10 protein-coding genes and 1 pseudogene are annotated in these 21813 nt (G+C 70.5%); 7 read left to right on the top strand and 4 right to left on the bottom strand.

Translation table 11 applies throughout. The features are described 5' to 3' along the window. Positions 1-183: 183 nt before the first annotated feature. Positions 184-3696: an FG-GAP-like repeat-containing protein gene (locus ACTWJ9_RS21090; protein WP_443294602.1), complete on the bottom strand. Its 3513-nt coding sequence runs from the start codon at positions 3694-3696 to the stop codon at positions 184-186. Positions 3697-4089: 393 nt separating this feature from the next. Here ACTWJ9_RS21090 and ACTWJ9_RS21095 point away from each other — a divergent pair, with 393 nt between their 5' ends. From ACTWJ9_RS21095 to ACTWJ9_RS21105, 3 genes are all read left to right on the top strand, one after another. After that, on the top strand, positions 4090-11175 hold the full coding sequence (locus ACTWJ9_RS21095) for a ricin-type beta-trefoil lectin domain protein (protein ID WP_443295908.1): 7086 nt from the start codon (positions 4090-4092) through the stop codon (positions 11173-11175). A 198-nt stretch (positions 11176-11373) separates the two neighbouring features. Continuing rightward, positions 11374-12300, top strand: a complete 927-nt coding sequence (locus tag ACTWJ9_RS21100; protein ID WP_443294603.1) for a Hint domain-containing protein — start codon at positions 11374-11376, stop codon at positions 12298-12300. Between the two features lie 44 nt (positions 12301-12344). Then, the gene (locus ACTWJ9_RS21105; RefSeq protein ID WP_279335803.1) at positions 12345-12560 is read left to right on the top strand and encodes a hypothetical protein; all 216 of its coding nucleotides are present in this window, start codon (positions 12345-12347) and stop codon (positions 12558-12560) included. Positions 12561-12689: 129 nt separating this feature from the next. Here the strand turns inward: ACTWJ9_RS21105 and ACTWJ9_RS21110 are convergent. Further along, positions 12690-13037, bottom strand: a pseudogene (locus ACTWJ9_RS21110) (tyrosine-type recombinase/integrase); the annotation flags it as partial. 468 nt (positions 13038-13505) lie between these two features. Continuing rightward, on the bottom strand, positions 13506-14525 hold the full coding sequence (locus tag ACTWJ9_RS21115) for an SEC-C domain-containing protein (protein WP_443294604.1): 1020 nt from the start codon (positions 14523-14525) through the stop codon (positions 13506-13508). A 358-nt stretch (positions 14526-14883) separates the two neighbouring features. On the opposite strand from ACTWJ9_RS21115, the gene ACTWJ9_RS21120 reads away from it, so the two are divergent. From ACTWJ9_RS21120 to ACTWJ9_RS21135, 4 genes are all read left to right on the top strand, one after another. After that, positions 14884-18105, top strand: a complete 3222-nt coding sequence (locus tag ACTWJ9_RS21120; RefSeq protein WP_443294605.1) for an alpha-L-rhamnosidase — start codon at positions 14884-14886, stop codon at positions 18103-18105. A gap of 298 nt (positions 18106-18403) precedes the next feature. Continuing rightward, the gene (locus ACTWJ9_RS21125; RefSeq protein WP_443294606.1) at positions 18404-18745 is read left to right on the top strand and encodes a DUF6412 domain-containing protein; all 342 of its coding nucleotides are present in this window, start codon (positions 18404-18406) and stop codon (positions 18743-18745) included. 120 nt (positions 18746-18865) lie between these two features. Next, positions 18866-19603, top strand: a complete 738-nt coding sequence (locus ACTWJ9_RS21130; RefSeq protein WP_279335807.1) for a YidC/Oxa1 family membrane protein insertase — start codon at positions 18866-18868, stop codon at positions 19601-19603. A gap of 226 nt (positions 19604-19829) precedes the next feature. After that, on the top strand, positions 19830-20384 hold the full coding sequence (locus ACTWJ9_RS21135) for a DUF2231 domain-containing protein (protein WP_279335808.1): 555 nt from the start codon (positions 19830-19832) through the stop codon (positions 20382-20384). Between the two features lie 86 nt (positions 20385-20470). On the opposite strand, the gene ACTWJ9_RS21140 is transcribed toward ACTWJ9_RS21135, so the two are convergent. After that, the gene (locus tag ACTWJ9_RS21140) at positions 20471-21442 is read right to left on the bottom strand and encodes a ferritin family protein (protein ID WP_279335809.1); all 972 of its coding nucleotides are present in this window, start codon (positions 21440-21442) and stop codon (positions 20471-20473) included. Positions 21443-21813 lie beyond the last annotated feature (371 nt).

Raw genomic sequence — 21813 nt, forward strand, 5'->3', positions numbered from 1 at the left:
GGAGGGCTCGGGTTCGAGTCCCGAAGGCGACTCCACCGAGTCCCGGTCCGGAGGCTTCAGGGCCGGCCGGGATTTTCTCGTGCCGTGGGCGGGACGCCCGAAGCGGTGGACGGACCGGAGGAGCCCCCTTCCCCGCCCGGGAGAGGGCGGGGAAGGGGGCTCCGGAGGGAAGCGGGCAGCGGGTCAGCCCATGCGCTTGACCGTGGCCCAGGAGCCCGACCGGAGGGTGGACGCGCTGCCGAGGGCGGTGCGGGTGCCGGTGTGGAGCTGGAGGTCGCCGGCGGCGTTGGTGGCGAAGACGTCGGGGATGCCGTCGCCGGTGACGTCGGGGCTGCCGTAGACCAGGGGATACGCGGCGTAGGTCCAGGTGCTGGAGGCGTAGACGCGGTCGCCGTCCAGGCTCGCGGCGGACGTGCCCAGGCTGGCGAGGACCGTGCCCTTGCCGTCGCTGTCCAGGATGCCCTTGCGGAGCTGGATGTTGCCCGCCGCGGTGCGGTACGTCAGATCGGCCGCCCCGTCGCCGTTGTAGTCGGCGATCGCCACGAAGTCCCGCTCCTTGTCGCCCCAGGCGGAGGAGGTCATCTTGGCCGCCTTGCTGAACGCGCCACCGCTGTAGCCGCTGAGGATCCACAGCTCGTTGCCGGCCGCTCCGCCGGCCACGAACAACTCCGGCCGGCCGTCCCCGGTGATGTCGCCCGCCGACTTGATCTCCGAGAAGGTGGAGGGGGCGGGGGCGTTCGCCGGGAGGCGTACCTCGACGCGCCTGGTGACGTCGATCGCGCCGTAGCCGTCGCCCGGGTAGATGAACAGGCGTCCCTCGGACGTGCGGACCACCCAGTCGGTGATGCCGTCGCCGTTGAGGAAGTCGCCGTTGTGCGTGATGAGGGAGTAGGTGCCGGTGCCGTCCCAGATGTGCGGGGCGGTGCGGCGGCCGCTGAGCAGAGTGCCCTTGTCGTGGGTGCCGTAGGCGTTGGACAGCCAGGTGCCCTTCTGCGACATCGAGTTGATCCAGAGGTTTCCGGCCTCGGTCACGTTGCCGAAGTCGGCTCCGCCGTCACCGTTGAGGTCGCCGGGGCCGTCGGCGGCCGTGCGCGGTGTGACGTAGAAGAAGTACTTGCGCGGATTGGGGGATATGTTGCCCGCCGCGTCGACGGACTTGACGTACAGGGTGTTGGGCCCGGCGGCCGGGGGCTTGATGCCGGTGATGGTGGCCTTCTTGACGGCCGTCGTGCAGGACTTGGTGAGACCGCCCGAGGTGCCCTGGGAGCCGCCGGCGCAGGCGTAGCCGGCGTAGTTGGTGGAGTTGATGGACCAGACGAACTTCACGATGTCGGTCTCGGAGGACGAGCCGACCTCGAAGGTGAAGCTGCCGGAGTTGCCGAAGGGCTTGACGGACCAGACGCCGGGTACGCCGTCGCCGTCGTTGTCACCGGGGAAGTCGGGGGAGACGACTTCCCCGGGGGAGTCGGGCAGAGCGGTGTCGTAGGTGAAGCGGCACACGCCGTCCCCGCCGGTGGGCGCCCAGCCGCTGCTGGCCTTGGCGTCCCAGGCCCGTACGCGCCACGAGTAGGTGATCCCGTTGGTCAGGTGCGACTTGATCGAGACCCCGCCGACCTCACCGTCGTCCACCGCCTTGGTGAAGGTCTTCTTCGTCTCGGACTTGCCGGTCTGCCAGAGCTCGAACTCCAGCTTGGCCAGGTCGCTGTCGGGGTCGGTCGCCTTGCCGCTGATGGTGATGGTGTCCGCCTTGCCGATCTTGATGTACGGCGAGGCGGAGGTGTCGCAGGAGCCGGGGCTCATGGTGACGGAGGTCGGCCGGTTCGGCTTCCGGTTGTAGGTGACGGTCAGCGTGGGGGAGCCGCTGCCCTCGGCCTTGAACTTCTTCCAGGAGTAGGTGTCCGTCTCCAGGCTGCTGGCGGAACCGGTCGGGGCGGAGGACGAGGTGGAGGCCACCAGGCCCAGGTTGAAGCTGGTCACGCCGTCGTCGGCGGCGTCCTGGAGCAGCGAGGTGACGGTGAAGTTGACGTAGGCGTCCGGGCAGGCGCTGTTGGACTTCCAGCCGTAGGCGAAGGACTTCGAGGTGATCTTCCGCTTCCAGGACGGCTGGCGGTTCCAGGTGGTCTTGGAGGTGAAGTCGCCCGTGCCCCACAGCTGCACCGTGCGCTTGCTGCACGACCAGGAGTGGGTCTCCAGGACCTTGAGGGTGGCGCTGGAGACGTCCGCGCCCGAGATGGCCTTCTTCAGCTTCATGCGGAAGAAGGAGCGGGCCGTGCCCCAGGTCTCCCGCTCGAAGCCGACGCGGGCCTCCTTGGTGTCCTCGTTGTAGTTCGCGCCGTCGTAGAAGCTGGAGCTGGGGTACCGCTTGTAGACCGTGGTCCAGTTGGCGCGGATACCGGTGGTGGAGGGGTCGAGGAAGAGCGGGTAGGTCAGGTCGTCGGTGTCCGCGAGGTAGCTGCTCGGCGGGGTGATCGTCAGCACGTCGTCGCCGAACCCGGCGGCGGCCGTGGCGGCGTGGGCGCCCTCGCCGGGGCCGTTCACGGCGGGCAGGGCGAAGGCGCCGGAGGCGGAGGCCCGTACGCCGCCGTGGGCGACGGGGTCGGCGTCGGCCCCGGCCCCGCCCGGGTTCTCGGCGGGGTTCTCGTCCGGTCTCTCGTTCGGGACCTCGTCGGCCGGTACGTCGTCGGGGTCCTCGCGCTCGGGGGCCTTCTCGACGGCCTCGGGGCCCTCGTTGGTGCCGGTCGCGGCCTCGGCTTCGGCGTCGGTCGCCGCGGGCTCGGTGGTGTGCGTCCCGGCGGAGTCCCACAGGAAGGGCGTCGGGGAGACGGCGATCTCGTTGCCCGAGCCGTCCTTCGCCGTCAGCACATGGGTGCCGGGGTCGAGGACGAAGGAGAGGTCGGGGGAGGTGACGCGGTAGCGCGGCGGGTCGGCGACGAGCCGCTCCGCGGCCTCGGGCGTGTGGACGACCAGGACGTGGGTGAAGCCGGTGTCCCGGGCGGACAGCATCAGGTCCACGCCGGGCAGGACGCCCTCGTACAGCGCGCGGTTGCCCTCGACCACCGGTTCGGGCAGCTCGCCCGGCCACTCGAACTCGATCTCGTGGTCCTCTGCGGTCATCGTCAGCAGTGGGATCCAGGAGGTCCCGGCGGTGTCGTCGATCTGTTCGGCGGAGGTGGTTCCGGTGCGGAAGACCGCCGGCCGCACGGCTGCACCGGATCGGCGGGCCGACGCCTTGCGGGCGCCGCTCTTCCCGTTTCCACCGGCTGAAAAAGTGACCGGATAAGGGCTGTTGACAGTGTGCCAGCCCTTGTCGCCCTTGCGCAGAGAGGTGTCGACCGGCGCCCATTCGCCCTGTGCGTTCCTGGCGCGCAGCGGTGCGACGGAGACCGTGTAGGTGAAAGTTCCGTCAGGATTCGCGTAGGTGGTCGAGAACTCGTCGGCCGACGCGGCGACTTCGACCCGCTTGCCGCTCGCGCGCGCCCGGTGCTGGGCCTCGTCCTCGCCGACCGGTCGCGCGGCCCGCGCGGCCCGCTCGGCCTGTTCGGACCGGGCGTCGGCGGCGGTGTCACCGTCGTCCCGCAGCGCGAACAGCGCGCCGCCGCCGGCCAGCACGGCCAGCGCCACAGCCGCGGCCACGGCGCGTCGAACGCGCCGCCGGCCAGGGGGAATCGGTTCCATGGCGGTGTCGAGGTCGCTCAAGGGGCCCTTCTCCACAACAGGCTGGACCGCGCTGCGGCGGTACGGCTCTTCCGGTGTGCCCTCATGTCCTGGTGACAAGCCGTGGCGAGCGCGCTACGCGTCGGATCGGGCGGTTGGAGTATGAACAGTTCCTCCACATCAGATCAACACCCTTCGATCGCAAAGGCGTTGGGTTTGACCGCCGGGTGGCGCCGCGGATGCGATCGGTGAAGATTTTTGATCTTGTTTGTCTGACTTTGGTGAGTGACATAGCTAACACGGGTTCGGTGAGTCTTGACGTGGATCTTCACGACGTCTTTATGTTCGTGCTCAACCTGTAAATCGATGTTCACCAACTGCCATCAATCCCAAGCTGCTTGATGGTCCGTCACGGGGGGAAGGGCCGACTTGGCCGTGCATAAGGGGCTGTCCTGGTGCGGCCGGGGTTCGCTGACGCGATCACCGCGTGAGCGCCTGATCCGCCGCAGAACGCGGGCCGGTGTCATCGCCGGGCTGGTCCTCGCCCTCAACGTCACCCTGCTGCCCGGTGCCTTCGCGTTCGGCCCCGACACCCCCCGTACGGCGGTCGAGCTGGAGGACCTGCAGAAGACGGACCCCGTTCCCCTCGACGAGGAACAGACCGACAAGCTCGAGGAACTCTCCGGCTCCGCCGCGACCGACCCGCAGAAGGCGTACGAGCCGGCCGCGGTCGCCGAGGTGCCCGAGGCCTCCGGCACCAAGACCGTCGACGACCTCACCGCGGGCGGCACGACCGAGGTCGCGAAGTCGGCCGACGGCACGATGTCCATCGGTGTCGGTGCCCCCAAGGGAGCCACCTCCGCCGAGGCCGACGCCCTCGAAGGCCAGTGGAGCGTCGCCGCCGCGCCCGAGGCGGACGTGGTCGCGAGCGGCGCCCAGGGTTTCCTGCTCGCGGTCGACGCGCCCGACACCGCGGCCGGTGACGCGGTCGTCTCCATCGACGCGACCAAGCTCGCCGAGAGTTACAGCGCCCAGTGGCTCGACCGGCTCTCCTTCACCCTGATGCCGTCCTGCTACGCGACCACCCCCGACCTGGAGGAGTGCTCCACCGGCGTCCCGGTGACCACCGAGGTCGAGCGCACCGGCGACACCGTGACCGTGCCGGTGGACGCCGGCGACTCCTCGGGCTCCGAGACGGACACCGGCGAGGACGAAGCGCCCGACGAGGTGGTGGGCGACACCGACACCACCGTCGACGTCCCCGAAACCCTGGTCAACATCACCCTCGACACCGCCGACCTGCAGCCGGTCACCATGCAGTCCACCGCGGACACCGCGGTGGGCAAGGGCGCCGGCAGCGTCGACTCCGCCGTCTCGCGCAAGGGCGCGTCCGGCGCCGTACGGCAGACCGCCGGCTCCTCCGGCGGCGGCCTCCTCGTCGGCAGCTCCTACGGCGCGGGCGCCGCCGGCGACTTCTCCGCGAGCCCGATCGTCTCGGCCGGCTCCTGGACGGCGGGAGGCTCCTCCGGCGCCTTCAGCTACTCCTACACGATGGCCGCCCCGCAGGTCCCGGCCGGCCCGACGCCCAACGTCACCCTCAGCTACAACTCGCAGACCTCGGACGGCCGTACGTCCTCCACCAACAACCAGGTCTCCTGGGTCGGCGAGGGCTGGGACTACAACCCCGGCTCCATCACCCGCACCTTCGTCGGCTGTGCCGCCGACACCGCGAACGCCAACAACGCCAAGCACTTCACCGGCGACCAGTGCTGGGGCTCGTACAACGCGGTGCTCTCCCTGAACGGGACCACCACCGAGCTGGTGCGCGACGACACCACCAAGCAGTGGAAGGGCGCGCGCGGCGAGAACATGCGCGTCGAGCTGCTGACCGCCGCCGACTACAAGAAGGTCATCGCCGACGCGACGGGCGTCGCGGCCTCGGACATCGGCCACAGCTCCGGCAACGGCGACGACGACGGCGAGTTCTGGCGGATCACCACCGACGACGGCACCCAGTACCACTTCGGCCTGAACCGCCTCCCGGGCTGGTCCTCCGGCAAGCCCGAGACCGGGTCGGTACTGAACGTGCCGGTCGCCGGCAACCACTCCGAGGACCCCTGCCACGCCGCGAAGTTCGCGGACTCCTTCTGCGACCAGGGCTGGCGCTTCCAGCTCGACTACGTCGTCGACACCTCCGGCAACGCGATGTCGCTGTGGTGGGAGAAGGAGAGGAACTCCTACGCGCGCAACATGAAGGAGAAGCCGGCCGCCCCGTACGACCGCGGCGGCTACCTCTCCCACATCGACTACGGCCAGCGCGCCACGACCCTCTTCTCCGAGGAGCCCCTCGGCCGGGTGAAGTTCAACGCCCGCGAGCGCTGCTTCGACGACCCCGCCCTCGACGTGGCCTGCTCGAACAGCAACTTCGACTCCAAGCAGTCCCACCGCACCCGCCCCTGGTTCGACACCCCCGCCGACCTCGCCTGCGCGACCAGCGGCAAGTGCACCACGTACGCCCCGACCTTCTGGTCCCGCAAACGGCTCGCCTCGGTCGACGTCTGCACCCAGCGCGAGCAGGGCGTGCGGCTGACCGAGTACAGAGTCGACGCCGACGGCAACGAGACCGGCCGGCGCAACGCCTGCGGCCTGGACGGCGACGCGGCCACCACCACCTTGCTGTCGAAGGTCGACTCCTGGAGCCTGAAGCAGTCCTTCCCGTGGAACCTGACGGGTGAGTACACGGCGCTCTGGCTGGAGGCCATCACCCGCACCGGCTACGCCGTGGACGGCTCCACCGCCCGCCTGAACCCGGTCTCCTTCGGCCACAACGAGAACGCACTGCCCAACCGGGTCAAGAACGGCTCCTCCGACACCAACCCGCTGTTCGCGCGGCTGCGCATCCAGGACGTCGTCTCCGAGTACGGCGGCCGCACCCACGTCGACTACAAGGCGCCCGAGGGCAAGTGCCTCACCGGCGCCGCCCGGCCGACGCCCGACAGGAACCGCTCCCTCTGCTACCCGGTGCACTGGCACGCCGACGGCGAGCTGGAGGACAAACGGATCTCCTGGTTCCACAAGCACGTCGTCGACAGGATCACCGAGTTCCCGCGCCTCGCCGACGCGCAGGACATCGTGACGACGTACGACTACGCCACCGACGGCGACGCCGTCGACGGCGCGCTCTGGGCCAAGAGCCAGTCGGAGTTCTCCCGCCCCAAGCAGCGCACCTGGGACGACTTCCGCGGCTACCCGGTCGTCACCACGACCACCGGCACCACGGACGCCGTGGGCGGCAGCGCCGCCTCCAAGTCCGTCACCCGCTACTTCCGGGGCATGGACGACGACGTCCTCGCCGACGACACCCCGGAGAAGTCGTCCGACGACGTCAAACGCTCCGTCGTGACGACCGACATCACCGGCGCGACCCTGGCCACCGACCGCAAGGCGTACGCCGGCATGGTCGCCGAGTCGCTCACCTACCCCGACGCGTCGGCCGACACCGCCACCGGCTGGGTCGCCCGCACGGTCAACATCCCCGACCCCCCGGTCCGCCTGGCCACCCGCGACCGCACCGACGGCCCGGACGTGACCTCCGAGCGGGTCACGCTCGGCAGGACGTCGACCATCTCCAAGGCCTCGGTCAAGGGCCCGGACGGCTCGTACCTGCGCACGGTGACCTCCGAGACCGAGTACGACGCCACGTACGGCCTGCCCACGAAGGTCAAGGACCACGGCGACACGGCCGTCTCCGGCGACGAGTCGTGCACCGCCACCTCGTACGTAAACAACACGTCCGGCACGAACCACCTGGTCGGCCTGGTCGCCCGGACCGTCACCACCACCGGGACCAGCACCTGCTCCACCGATCTGTCCAGCGCCACGGGCTCGAAGCTGGTCAGCGCCTCGCGCATGTACTACGACGGCGCGACCTCCTCCACCGCCACGCCCACCAAGGGCCTGGTGACGAAGACGGAGACACCGAACGGCGCCGGCACCGACTGGGAGACCGCCCACCCCGAGTCGCGCACCGAGTACGACTCCACCGGCCGCGTCACCAAGGTCACCGACCCGACCGGCGTGTACAACACCACGACGTACACGCCGGCCGGCGGTCAGGTCTACAAGATCGAGACGATCACCGGCAACAAGGTCGTCGACGGCGCCGAGGTCCCGGGCTTCAAGGACACCCTGCTCGTGGAGCCCGGCCGCGGGGTCACCGTCAAGTCGACCGACGCCAACAACCGCGTCGAGTCCTACGAGTACGACCCGCTCGGCCGCGCCGTGGCCGCCTGGGACGCCACCCAGTCCGCCACCGACGACCCGACGGTCACGTACGCGTACAACATCGACTTGAAGAAGCCGGTGTCGGTGGTGGTGCGGTCGCTCTCCGACAACCCGAGCACCGCCGCCGGCGACGGGACGTACGAGTCCTCCACCACGATCTACGACGGCCTCGGCCGTGAACGGCAGACCCAGACCCCGGCGGTCGGCGGCGGCCGGCTGATCACCGACACGCTCCACAACGGTGCCGGCCAGGTGCGCTACACGCGCAACGCGTACTACATGGAGAAGGACCCGGGCACCGAACTGGTCGTCCCCGCCTCCGAGTCACTGGTCCCCAACGCGACCTCGTACACGTACGACGGTCTGGGCCGCGTGCTCACGGTCACGCCGGTGCACCGTTCCTACCCGCAGACGGGCCAGTCGTTCGACAACGGCGGCAAGAAGGTGACCACCACCGACCGCCGCACCCGCTACGAGTACGGACTCGACCACACGGTGATCCGCCAGCCCAAGGGCACGCCCGCCTCCCGGGTGTGGACCGACGCGCTGGGCCGCACGACCCGCCAGGACACCTTCAGCGACACCGCCCTGTCCGAGGCCGGCGCGATCAGCACGACGTACGAGTACGACCTCCGCGGCGACATGGTGACCAGCACCGACGACGTCGGCAACACGCGGACCTGGACGTACGACGCGCTGGGCCGGGTCACCGACACCACCGACCCGGACACCGGGGCGACCCGCACCGACTACGACGCCTACGGCCGCGTGGCCAAGGCGACCGACGCCCGCGGCCAGGCCGTCTCCTACACCTACGACCGCCTGAACCGCGTCGAGCAGGTCAAGGTCACCCCGAAGGGGACCACGTCCTCCACCCTCGCGCAGACCTACGCCTACGACGGCGCGACCGGCGGCAAGGGCCTGCTCTCCTCGGCGACCCGCTACACCGACGGCAAGGCGTACACCACCACGATCGGCGGCTACACGGCCGACTACCAGCCCACGGACATGACCACGGCGCTGCCGCCCGGTTCCACCGCGGGCCTGACCGCCGACGGCTTCGCCACCCAGTACAAGTACACGTACAAGTACAACTCCGACGGCCAGCTGGAGACGTACACGACCCCCGCGGCCGGCGGCCTCGACGCCGAGGACGTGATCACCCGCTACAACAGGGCCGGTCTGCCGGTCTCGGTCTCCGGCAAGGACTGGTACGCCGCCGAGGCCGCGTACTCGCCCTACGGCCAGGTGCTCCGCTCCACCACCGGCGAGCAGGGCCACCGGCTGTGGCAGGAGAACACCTTCGACGAGTCCACCGGTGAGCTGCTGACCGGCAGGCTCGTCCGGGAGAACGCCACCGACCAGACCGTCGTCCCCGGCAGCGAGGTCAGCAAGCGCTCCTACGCCTACGACCCGTCGGGCAACGTCCTGTCCGTCGCGGACAGGATGGGCTCGGTCACCGACCAGCAGTGCTTCACGTACGACGTGCTCGGCCAGCTGAAGGAGGCGTGGACGACGCCGGGCGGCAGCGCCTGCACGGCCTCCGGCAAGACCACCGCCGAGCCGGTGTACTCCGACGGCAAGGTCAACGTCTCGTCCGCCAACAGCGGGTACTGGCAGTCGTACGACTACGACGCGCTCGGCAACCGCACCAGGAAGACGGTGCACAAGGCCGACCCGACCTTCACCTCCGGGGTGCGGGACACCAAGGGCGACGTCGTCAGCGACTACCTCTACGGCACCGGCGAGACCGAGAAGAACGACCAGCCGCACACGCTGACCTCGTACACCACGACGTCGAAGACGGCGACGAACGCCACGGTCACCACCCGTTCGACGCAGACCTACGACGCCGCGGGCCAGATGGAGTCGCGCTCCACCGGCGGCGACACGGCCCAGACGATGACCTGGACCTGGGACGGCAAGGTCGAGTCCGTCACCGGCTTCGGCACCGACGGCTCCGGCGCCTGGACCGGGGTCGGCGGCCTCTGCATGGACCTGTCGGGCGGGTCCACGACGGCCGGCACCGCCATCCAGATCTACGTGTGCAACGGCAACAAGTCGCAGCAGTTCCGCCTCAAGGCCACCGACACCGACGACAACGGCACGGTCGAGGACGCGACGATCGGCCAGCTCGTCGTGGGCGGGCAGTGCCTCCAGCCGAGCGGCGCCACCGCGGGTTCGGCCGTCCTGATCCAGGCGTGTGACAAGGCCGCGGCGACACAGCGCTGGCAGACCCTGAGCACCGGTCAGGTCAAGTACGTCACGGGCACCTCGACGAACCTGTGCCTGGCGGCCCCGGCGTCGACGGTCGGCACCGACCTCACGCTGGCGGCCTGCAACTCCACCGTCGCCGGCCAGATCTGGAAGCCCGCGTCGAAGACGACGTACGTCTACGACGCGATGGGCAACCGTCTGCTGGAACGCACGAGCGCCGGCGCGGTCCTGAACCTCCCCGACACCAAGGTCTCGCTGACCACGGCCGGCAAGGCCCGCTACGTCGAGCGCACGTACGCCGGCATCGGCGGCCCGTCGGTGACCCGGTTCCGCGAGGGCGCCAACAACACGGCCGGCGTCAGTGAGCACCTGTTCGCCCAGGCGACCGACCTCAACGGCACCCCGCTGGCGGAGGTCCGCCTGGACGGCGGGATGCAGGTCCGGGTGCAGAAGAGGGACCCGTGGGGCGAGGACCGCGCGGTGAGCATGCTCATGCGCACGCACACCGGCTTCCACACGGGTGACGACGACGCGGAGACGGGCCTGACCCACCTGGGCGCCCGCGAGTACGACCCGGCAACGGGCCGCTTCATCTCGGCGGACCCGGTCCTGGACGACAGCGATCCGCTCCAGGCCAACGGCTACTCGTACGCGAACAACAACCCGGTCACACACGCGGACCCGTCGGGTCTGACGTCCTCGGCCTCCAGCTTCGACGCCTCGATCGCGGCGCTGGACGCGAAGATCGCCGAGTACCAGAAGACCCTGAACCGCTCCATCGGCGACGTGATCCTCGCGACCGGCTGGGCCGTGTTCAAGGAGTTCGTCGGCTGGAACGACGTGGTCGGCTGCTTCACCCAGGGCGACCTGTGGGCCTGCGGAAGCCTCCTGATAGACGCCGTCCCAGCGACCAGCTTCTTCTCCAAGGGCAAGAAGATGTGGGGGGCCTTCAAGGCGACGAAGCGCGCGGTCGAAGCCTGGCGCACCGCGAAGAAGGCAGCCGAGATCGGCATGAAGTAGGCCAAGGCGGCCAGGGCGGCGCTGGTCAAGGCGAAGAAGGCGGCGGAGGCGGCCGCGGCGGAGGCCAAACGAAAGTCCAGGGAAGCCGCGAAACGCGCCGCCGAGGCGGCCAAGAAGAAGTCCCACACCGGTTCCAAGGGCGCCCGGGGCAACCCGGTCCAGGTCCAGGCCCGCACCACGGCCCAGTCCAAGGGGTCTGTGGGCGGCGGCAAAGTCGAGAACAAGTCCGGCGGGTCCCGGAACGGGTCGGGCAAGGAGGACTCGGGCGGGAGCTCGGGTGGAGGGGGCGGCGGCTGCACGAAGGACGACAACAGCTTCACCCCGGACACCAAGGTCCTGATGGCCGACGGCACCACCAAGGCGATCAAGGACGTCAAGGCCGGCGACAAGGTCCTGGCGACCGATCCGGAGACCGGCGAGACAACGGCGCAGACAGTCACCGCCGAGATCCTCGGCAAGGGCGTCAAGCACCTGGTCAAGGTCACCATCGACACCGACGGCAAGAAGGGTTCGAAGACCGCCGAGGTCACCGCGACCGACAAACACCCCTTCTGGGTCCCCGAACTCGACGACTGGATCGACGCCACCGACCTGAAGTCCGGCCAGTGGCTGCGCACCAGCGCCGGCACCCTGGTCCAGATCACGGCGGTCGAGCGCCGGACGGCACTGGACGCCACGGTCCACAACCTCACCGTCAGCATGCTGCACACGTACTATGTGCTGGCGGGCGCCGCTCCCATTCTCGTACATAATTGCGATAGTGAAGTTCACTGGGTTCCGGAGAACGCTCACATGAGCCCCCAGGCCCAGGCTTACGACAGCGGCGCAATGGGGTCGAGGCCTGGCGTTGCACCGGCGTTGCAGTACTACAAGCCGAACGGTAGCAAGCTGGCGCAGGTCAAGTTCGATGGCTTCGACTCTACGAACGGCGTGCTGATCGACCGAAAGCTCAGCGTGACGCATCGCAACAAGACGTACCAGCAAGCCCTCAATCAGTCCCAGGCACTGGAGCAAAATGGGTACTCAGGCAGGTGGGAAGTGCCCAACGCTACAGAAGCTAGACGGGCTCGCAAGCTACTCGGCGATCTCCTAATCACCAACATCAGAGTGAGGATTGTCCCCTAATGGAACTCGCCCACGTCCTGGCGCGTGCCTTCTCAAGTGTGGCCGTGTCCATCGACCTGGCCGACGATGACGACATTGATCCGGACATCGCTACGGACATCATCGAACCGGCTGCCGCGCTGTTCAAGGAGCTCTCAGAGGATGACCGCCGGGCGTTGGCCGCGATCATCGTCGAGGTCTCCGAGCTGGAGAGCGATCCGGTTCGAAAGAGGTCGATGCTGAACCTGCCGGAAGAGATCGGTCTCCTCGAAGAGGAGTGACTCCTGACGGCCCCCTTCAGCCCCCAGATCGGACTAGGGTTCAACCTCCGGTTAGCGACTGAAAAAAGCCTCGCCCACTGTCTGTGGGTGAGGCTTTTCTGCAGTCTGACGGCAACGGTGACAGCAACGTCAGCGGACGACCGGTGCGGTGGGTGGGTCTTCAGGGGCGTCGTTGTCCGGACCGAGAGCATCGCCCAGGGTATTGATGGCTTGGCGTTGGAGGCGGAGCCGTACGTGGGCGTAGACGTCGGCGGTGACGTCGATGTGGGCGTGACCCAATAGCTCCTTGATCACGACGAGTTTGACGCCCTGTTCCAGGAGCAGGGTGGCGGTCGAGTGGCGGAGGTCGTGGAAGCGGATGCGTCGGAGTCCGGCCCGATCGAGGAAGCTGCGGAAGCGGCGGGTGAGGTTGGCAGGGTCGAGAGGCCGTCCACTCGGCGTGGTGAAGACGATTCCGCTGTCTCTCGCTCCTTGCCCCAAAGTCTTTGCGTGAAGTGGATCGGTCCGGTTCGAGCGCCTCACCCGTGACGTGGCGTCATGTCCCGGCCGGGGTGGATGGCAGTGCAGGCGCGATGCCGGTGATCATGTGGTTGTCGAGACCCATGAGAACCGAGCGGGACCGTGCCTGCCCCTGCACTGTCTCCCACGCCTGCCATACTGGACCACCTGGCCCGTGCGGAAGTCGCCGTCCCCGTCGTGGACGCCGTGAAGCTGCACCACTGTCTGGCCCTCGTACCCGATGGGGCGGCTCCTGTTTCCGCCGACGGTCACGGTGGCGTTTCGTTGTCCGGTTTCCTCACGGACGGCCCGACGTGGCTCTCGGGACCGTCGTTTCACCGGCTCTTGTGCATCCCGCCGGAAACACCCGGCCCGAGCGGTCCTTCTCGTGACGGTCGTCGGGTTCTCCGTGGGGTGGGGCAGGGGGGTGTCCCGGCCGGTCGTCGGTCAGGCGCCGTGGCAATCCCCGTACGGGTGGTCCGAGCCGCACCAGCAGGGGGCCGACCGCTGCGGGGGCCAGGGTACGGCCCGGCCGCGGGCGGCCAGGGTGGTGGCGTACTGGGGGAGGAGGCCGGTGTCGTCGGGGGTGGTGGCCTCGGAGGCGGCGAAGGCCTCGTAGGAGGGGACGGTGCCGGTGACGACGCCCAGGTTGAGGGTGCCGGAGGCGGCGAGTTCGCGCAGGGCCGTCTCTATCGTGGCCAGGTGCTCCTGGTGGGAGGGGTACTCGGCGGTGAGGGAGGGGTACGCCTGAAGGAGCTCGGCCAGTTCCGGGGCCGGCCAGTGCAGGATCGCCACCGGGAAGGGTCGGGACAGGGCAGTGCGGTAGGCGCCCAGTTCCGCGCGGAGGCGGGAGATCTCCGCCTCCAGCTCCGCCGGGTTCTCCGAGCCCAGGGACCAGACGCGCTTCGGGTCGTGGAGTTCGTCCAGGGTGACGGGCAGGCTGTGGACGGTGTCGGCGAGGGCGTCCCACTCGTCGTGCGGGACGCCCAGCATGCGGCGGACCCGGTGGCGGCCGAAGAGGAGCGGGTGGGTGGGGGCCGGGGGCTCCGGGACGTCGGTCAGCAGGAGGCGGACCGCCTCCGTCAACGTCTCGTGCGCCGCCTCGAGTTCGTCGTGCGTCTCCAGGGACTCCGCGACGACCACCCAGGGGGCGGGGTCGCGCGGGGCCGCGGTGCGGATGCCGTCGATGATCGCGCGGGCCTCCGCCTCGTGGCCGTACTCCCACAGGTTCGAGGCCTTCAGGGCGCGGACCAGGTGCGGGTTCTCCAGCCCCGCCTCCCCGGTGCCGGAGGCCAGCAGGCGGTCGTAGAGGGCGGCCGCGGCAAAGCGGTCGCCGGAGAGTTCCAGATGGGCGGCGGCCCGCAGCAGCAGGCTTTCGGCGTCCTCGGGATACAGACCGGCGGTCCGCTCCAGGCGGGCCGCTTCGGCGGTGTGGTCGACGTTTTCGGCGGGCGTGTCGGGGCGCATGGGTGACACCGTACTGCCGACGGGTGACGGAGAAGAGACCGCCGCAGGTCGGCGACCTTCCCGAGGGGGGACCAGGACTCCTGTACGCAAGGCGTGGTGCGGAGGAGCGCGGGGCCGGTGCCCGTTCCGCTTCGGGAGGTCACGCCGCCACTTCTTTGATCGTTTTGAAAGGGTTCAATTCTTCTTCCCCTGGCCGGATAGGGCCTCCTGTAGCGCTTCCATCGTTTACTCGACGGGTGTAGGGAAAGGCCGTGCAGGCTTATTGACGAGTGTCTCGCGCCTCCTTTACGTTCGCATGAATCGATTCATCATCGATTGATCCTCTACGACTCACCCTCTCTCCCTCTATGGAGCCGCTGTGATCAGTAGAAGGAACATCCTCGCGGGCGCCGTGGCCACGGCGGGCGTCGTGGCCACGGGAGCGGCGCCGGCGGTGGCCGCGTCCTCCGCTGCGGGCAAGGGGGGAAGCGTGTTACGCGTGGCGTCCCCGACCGTCGAGTACGTGCGCCACCCCCTGGGGCTGGACGTGGCCCGGCCGCGCCTGAGCTGGCCGTTGACCGCGGCCGCCGCGGGGCAGCGGCAGAGCGCCTACCAGGTGCGCGTCGCGTCGAGCGCCGCCCGCCTGTCCCGTCCGGACGTGTGGGACAGCGGCAAGGTCGCCTCGGCCGAGTCCGTCCTCGTCCCCTACGACGGACCCCGGCTCGAGCCGCGTACGCGCTACCACTGGTCGGTGCGCGTCTGGGACGCCGAGGGAGCCGTCTCGCCGTGGAGCGCGCCGGCCTGGTGGGAGACCGGCCTGATGGACGAGGCCGAGTGGTCCGCGCGGTGGATATCCGCTCCGGCCTCCCTCACGGAAGCGCCCTCCCTGGAGGGCAGTTCGTGGATCTGGTTCCCCGAGGGCGAACCGACGCAGAGCGTCCCGGCTGAGACCCGGTGGTTCCGCCTCTCCGTCGACCTCCCGGACGCGGTCACCGCGGCCACGCTGGTGCTCAGTGCGGACGACCTCTACGTCGCCTCCGTCAACGGCACCGAGGTGGCGAGCACCGCCACGGACCAGGACGAGTCGAGATGGCGCCGCCCGGACGTCATCGACGTCCTCGCGCACCTACGCTCCGGCACGAACGTCCTGGCCGTCTCCGCGACCAACCGCACGGTCGGCCCCGCCGGCCTCATCGGCGTGCTCGCCCTCACCACGGCCTCCGGCGAGCGCAGGATCCTCACCGACGGCGCCTGGAAGACCACCGACCGGGAACCGGCCGACGGCTGGCGCGGACAGGACTTCGACGACACCGGCTGGCAGGCCGCCAAGGCGGCCGCCGCCTGGGGCGCCGGGCCGTGGGGCGAGATCGAGCCGGTGCTGTTCGCGGCCCACCAGCTCCGCCACGAGTTCAGGCTGCCGCGCAAGAAGGTCGCCCGCGCCCGCCTGTACGCCACGGCCCTCGGCGTGTACGAGGCCCACCTCAACGGCAGGCGGGTAGGGCGCGATGAGCTGGCCCCCGGCTGGACCGACTACGCCAAGCGCGTGCAGTACCAGACCTACGACGTCACCGACGCGCTCCGCCCGGGAGCCAACGCCCTCGGCGCCCACCTCGCCCCCGGCTGGTACGCGGGCAACATCTGCTGGTTCGGACCGCACCAGTACGGGAGACACCCGGCGCTGCTCGCGCAGTTGGAGGTCGAGTACGCCGACGGGACGAGCGAGCGCGTCACCACCGGACCGGACTGGCGTGCGGCCCCGGGGCCGATCGTCTCCGCCGACCTGCTGGCGGGCGAGACCTACGACGCCCGCAGGGAGACGGCCGGGTGGACCTCGCCCGGATTCGACGCCGGAACGTGGCTCCCGGTGCGTGACGCCAAGACCGATGCCGACACAGGCGCCGACGTCACCGTCCCGCCGCGGATCGTCGCGCAGGTGGACGGCCCCGTACGCGTCGAGCGGGAACTCCGCACCCGGAAGGTCACCGAACCCGAGCCGGGCGTCTTCCTCTTCGACCTGGGCCAGAACATGGTCGGCTCGGTACGGCTGCGCGTGTCGGGCGCGGCGGGGACCGCGGTGCGGCTGCGGCACGGCGAGGTCCTCAACCCCGACGGCACCCTCTACACCGCCAACCTGCGCTCGGCCGCGGCGACGGACACGTACATCCTCAAGGGGGCCGGCACGGAGGTCTACGAGCCGCGCTTCACCTTCCACGGCTTCCGCTACGTCGAGGTGACCGGATTCCCCGGCACACCGTCAGCGTCGGCCGTCACCGGGCGGGTCATGCACACCTCCGCACCCTTCACGCTCACCTTCGAGACCGACGTGCCGATGCTCGACCAGCTGCACCGCAACATCACCTGGGGCCAGCGCGGCAACTTCCTCTCCGTCCCCACCGACACACCGGCCCGCGACGAACGACTGGGCTGGACCGGCGACATCAACGTCTTCGCGCCCACCGCCACCTACACGATGGAGTCCGCCCGCTTCCTCACCAAGTGGCTGGTCGACCTGCGCGACGCACAGGCCGCCGACGGCGCGTTCACGGACGTGGCCCCGACCGTCGGCGACCTCGGCAAGGGCACCGCGGGCTGGGGGGACGCGGGGGTCACGGTCCCGTGGGCCCTGTACCGGACGTACGGCGACCGGCAGGTCCTCGAGGACGCCTGGCCGTCCGTCCGGGCCTGGCTGCGTCACCTGGAGCAGAACAGCACCGGCCTGCTGCGCCCGGCCGCGGGATACGGCGACTGGCTGAACGTGTCCGACGAGACGCCCAAGGACGTCATCGCCACCGCCTACTTCGCGCACAGCGCCGACCTCGCGGCCCGCATCGCGACGGAACTGGGGGAGGACCCCGCCCCCTACGCCGACCTCCACGCACGCGTCCGCACGGCGTTCCGGGCGGCGTACGTGAGCGCCGACGGCCGGGTGAAGGGCGACACCCAGACCGCCTACGTCCTCGCCCTGGCCATGCACCTGGTCCCGGACGCCCTGCGCGAGGCCGCCGCCGACCGGCTCGTCGCCCTCCTCGAAGCCAGGGACTGGCACCTGTCGACCGGATTCCTCGGCACCCCGCTCCTGCTGCCCGTCCTCACCGACACCGGCCACACCGAGGTCGCCTACCGGCTGCTGCACCGGCGCACCTACCCGAGCTGGGGTTTCCAGATGGACAAGGGAGCCACCACCATGTGGGAGCGCTGGGACTCCATCCGGCCCGACGGCGGCTTCCAGACCCCGGGCATGAACTCCTTCAACCACTACGCCTACGGCTCCGTGGGGGAGTGGATGTACGCCAACATCGCCGGCATCGCCCCGGGCCGGGCGGGCTACCGGCAGATCGTCATCCGCCCGCGCCCGGGCGGCGAGGTCACCTCCGCCCGGGCCACCTTCACCTCCCTCTACGGCCCGGTGTCCACCGCCTGGGAACAACGGTCCGGCCGCTTCCGGCTGTCGTGCGGCGTACCGGCCAACACCACCGCCGAGGTGTGGATCCCGACGGATCACCCCGACCGCGTCGCGCACACCCACGGAACCTTCGTGCGCGCGGAGAACGGCTTCGCCGTCTTCGAGGTGGGCTCGGGGAACCACCGGTTCACCGTGTGACGGCGGCGCGCACCCGCCCCTCCGGTCCCGCGAGGCGTCCCCCGGAGGGGCGGTGCGCGCCGGTCGCACCGCCACCCCGCCCCGTCGCGGTACCCGCACCGGTCGCACCGGTCGCGCGGCGAACGACACGCTCACCGGGGCGAGGACGTCCTCGCCGACGGCGGCGTCGCGCGGTGGCCCGTTCCGAGGGGGAACCGTCGCACCACCCCGGACGTTGAGAGGGTGCCGGGACCGGACCGGCGCGAGGCGGGGACGAGGGGAGGGGCGACCAGTGGTCCGTGGAGCGATCCGTGGGCGGGTGGACGTGCGTGTGGCCTTCGCCGTGCTGCTCCCTCTGCGCCCGCTGCTTCCTCTGCTCCAGGTCGTCCTGCTCGTGCTGCCGGCCGCCGGAGGGTTGTCCGGCCTGTCTGCGCTTTCCGGCACCGTCGCGCTCGCCGCGACCACCGTGGCCGCCGCCACGCTCATCGTGTGCGCCGTCGTCCTCGCGCGCTGCGCGCCGCCCATGCCGCCCACCCGGGTGCGTACGGCCCTGCGCGACCGGGACCGGCGTACCGCCTTCCTGCCGCAACGCGACCCCGACGCCCGGGGGCGCACCCGGCCCAGAGCACCCGGGCACGCCCTCCCGGCGACCGCCGCGTAGGGCACCGGCCTCCTCGGGTCCGGTTCAGGTTCTCCTCACCACGCGTGACCCTGCGCGGGTCGTCATGCCGCCGTTCAGTACTTCCGTCCCGGCACGACGAGACCCCCGGAGGGCTCACCCATGTCCGTCTTCGCCAGCCTGGTCGAGCAACTGGCCGACCTGCTCCAGCCGTTGTTCGGCCTCTCCGCGGCGGCCGCCGCGATCGTCCTGTTCACCGCGTTCGTACGGCTCCTCGTCCACCCGCTGTCCCGGGCCGCAGCGCGCGGCCAGCGGGCCAGGGCCGAACTCCAGCCGAGGATCGCCGAGTTGCGGCGCAAGCACGGTCGGAATCCGGAGAAACTGCAGAAGGCCGTACGGGACCTGCACGCGCGGGAGCGGGTCTCGCCGCTGTCCGGGTGCCTGCCGAGCCTGCTGCAGGTGCCGGCGTTCTTCCTGCTGTACCACCTGTTCTCGAGCGACACGGTCGGCGGGCGGCCCAACGGACTGCTCGGCCATGAGCTGTTCACCGCGCCGCTGGGCGGACGCTGGGCCGACGCGCTGGGCGACGGGGGCCCGTGGGGAGGGCCGGGGCTCGTGTACGCGGGACTGTTCGGCGTCGTCGCGGTCGTCGCCCTCTTCGGCTACCGGCTCACCAAGCGGTCGATGGCGGCGAACGCGGCGCTGTCCGGGGGCTTTGGCGCGTCGGGGACGGGCGGCGCGGTGGAGCAGCTGCCGGGGATGGGCGCGGTGACCAGGGTGATGCCGTTCATGTCGTTCTTCACCCTGGTCACCGTGGCCGTGGTACCACTGGCCGCCGCGCTGTACATCGCCACCAGTACGGCGTGGGGCGTGGTGGAGCGAGCCGTCCTGTACCGGTGACACGCCCCGACCCTGGTCAGGGCCGGGGCGCCAGGACGAGGAGCGGGTGTGGGCGGGCGGGAGGCTCCGGGACGTCGGCCGGTCGGCTGCCCATGAGGGCCGGCCGGGTGGCCGGGCGCTGCTCCATATGCGCCGCCCACCTCGCGCGGGGGCACGTCTTTCACACAATGGCTGAAACGATAGATTTTCGTGCGAATGTCCCTTGTTGCTCGTGAGAGGAGACCGTGTGGATGTCGGGCTGATCAACGGCCTCCCCAGCCATCCCCTCTTCGTTCACGGCGCAGCGGTGCTGGTCCCGTTGACGGCGTTGGCGCTCGTGGTCTGTGCGCTGTGGTTTTCGGCGGCGCGCAGGCTCAGCTGGGTGCTGCCGGTCATGGGGCTGGTCACTCTTGCCCTGGTGGTGCTGACCACCGAATCCGGCGAGTGGCTGGAGGAACGGGTGCGGGAGAGCGCGCTGGTGGAAGAGCACGCCGAGATGGGGTCCGGTCTCACTCCGTGGGCGATCGCCCTGTTCGTGCTGACGGTCGCCGTCTGGCTGCTCGGACGCGGCGGCCTCCGCCGGGAACGAGACCGCAGCGGGGAGGCCGGCAGTCCCGCCGGGGGCGGGGCGTCCGCCGTGGCACGGACGGCTTCTTCTGTTCCGGTGCGCGTCGTGGTGCTGGTGATCGCCCTGGTCGTGGCCGTCGGCGCGGTCATCCAGGTGTACCGGATCGGTGACTCGGGTGCGAAGGCGGCCTGGCAGGACCGTTTCTCGACGAGCCGGTCCGGCGCCGGGCGGTGACGCGCCGGAGGCGGTCCGGCCGGCCTGGGCGAGGCATCGGCCGGACCGCCTCGCGTCATGCGTGCGGCCCTCCGGGGGTGGGGCGGTCAGCGCAGCTGGTCGAGCGCCTTCTGGAAGGCGGCGGCGTGTCGGGCCTCGTCCGCGGCGGTGTCGCGGAAGAAGCGGGCGGCGGTGGTGTCACCGACGGCGGTGGCCCGCTCGGCGAACCCCGGGTACACCATGGTCGCCTCGTGGCGCTCCCCGGTGATGGCCTTGTCCAGGTTGTCCCTCGTCGCGCGGACCAGGCCGGCCAGCACCGCCTCGCCGGCGAGGTGCTCCCGCAGTTCGACCATGGCCGTGCCCTCCCACAGGCGGGCCAGCGCGGCGTTGCCGGACTGCTTGGCGTGGGCGGCGAAGAGCATGTACTTGGCGTGGGCGAGCGCCTCGCCGTGCAGGGCGGTGTCCAGGTTGGCCTTGGTGCGGGCGGCCTTCACCTTCGGCAGTCCGGCGGGCACCGACACCACGTCGGCCTTCATCGGTGCCGGGACGGCGCCGTGGCCGGTGGTCACGGCCGTCAGGGCCGTGCGGAAGGCGTCGCGATGGCGGCCCTCGTCCGCGGCGAGCTCGCGGAAGAGCTCCGCGGCCTTCAGGTCCCCGTCCTGCTGGGCCTGGTCGGCGAAGCGGCGGTACATGATCTCGTGCTCGTAGGTCTCGCCGTCGATGGCCTGGCGCAGGTTGGCGGCGTCGCTGCCGACCATGCCGAGGAGGGTGGCCGCCTCGTGCAGGTGTTCGTTCAGCTCGGTCTGCGCCGTGGTGCGGAAGAGGTGGGCGACGGCCGGGAGACCCTGGCGGTCGGCCTCGGCGGCGAAGAGGCTGTAGGCGGCGTGGGCGTAGGCCTCGCCCTGCATGGTGGTGGTCAGGTCGGCGATGGTCCGTGCCTGCAGGGCCCGGCCGGCGGTGTGCGGTGTCGGTTGCCCTCCGGTCGGGGCGGCCAGCGCCAGGGCCGGCGCCGTCGGCGCGGCGGTGGCGGCCAGCGCGCACAGACCCACTACGAGCGTACGTATCGAGCGATGGGACACGAGATGCTCCTTCCAGGACGCATCCTTCTGGGTGCGAACGCTCCTCATGTCACCCGCACATGCACCCCAGCGCCCCCTCACGTCACCCACCCGGGTGAATACACACAGTCACCATGCGCCTTTTCGTCGACGTGTTCCGCTCGTCTCAGCAGGCCGCTTTCCTGCCTTTTCCCCTGGACAACCGCGTCCGGCTGAACGACGAGGCGTACGGACAAAGCGGCGATGTCCTCGGGTGCACACCTCGTGTGCCCGAGGACAGTCAGCAGGGCCACGCCCAGCTCGCCGATGAGGGGGGCTTCCCGGACGGGACCCGCGTACTCCGGTGTCAGGGTGCGCAGGCCCTTCGCGGGCCGCTCGGGTGCGTCTGCGGG

Source organism: Streptomyces sp. GDS52, assembly GCF_052246875.1.
Classification (GTDB): Bacteria; Actinomycetota; Actinomycetes; order Streptomycetales; family Streptomycetaceae; genus Streptomyces; species Streptomyces cathayae.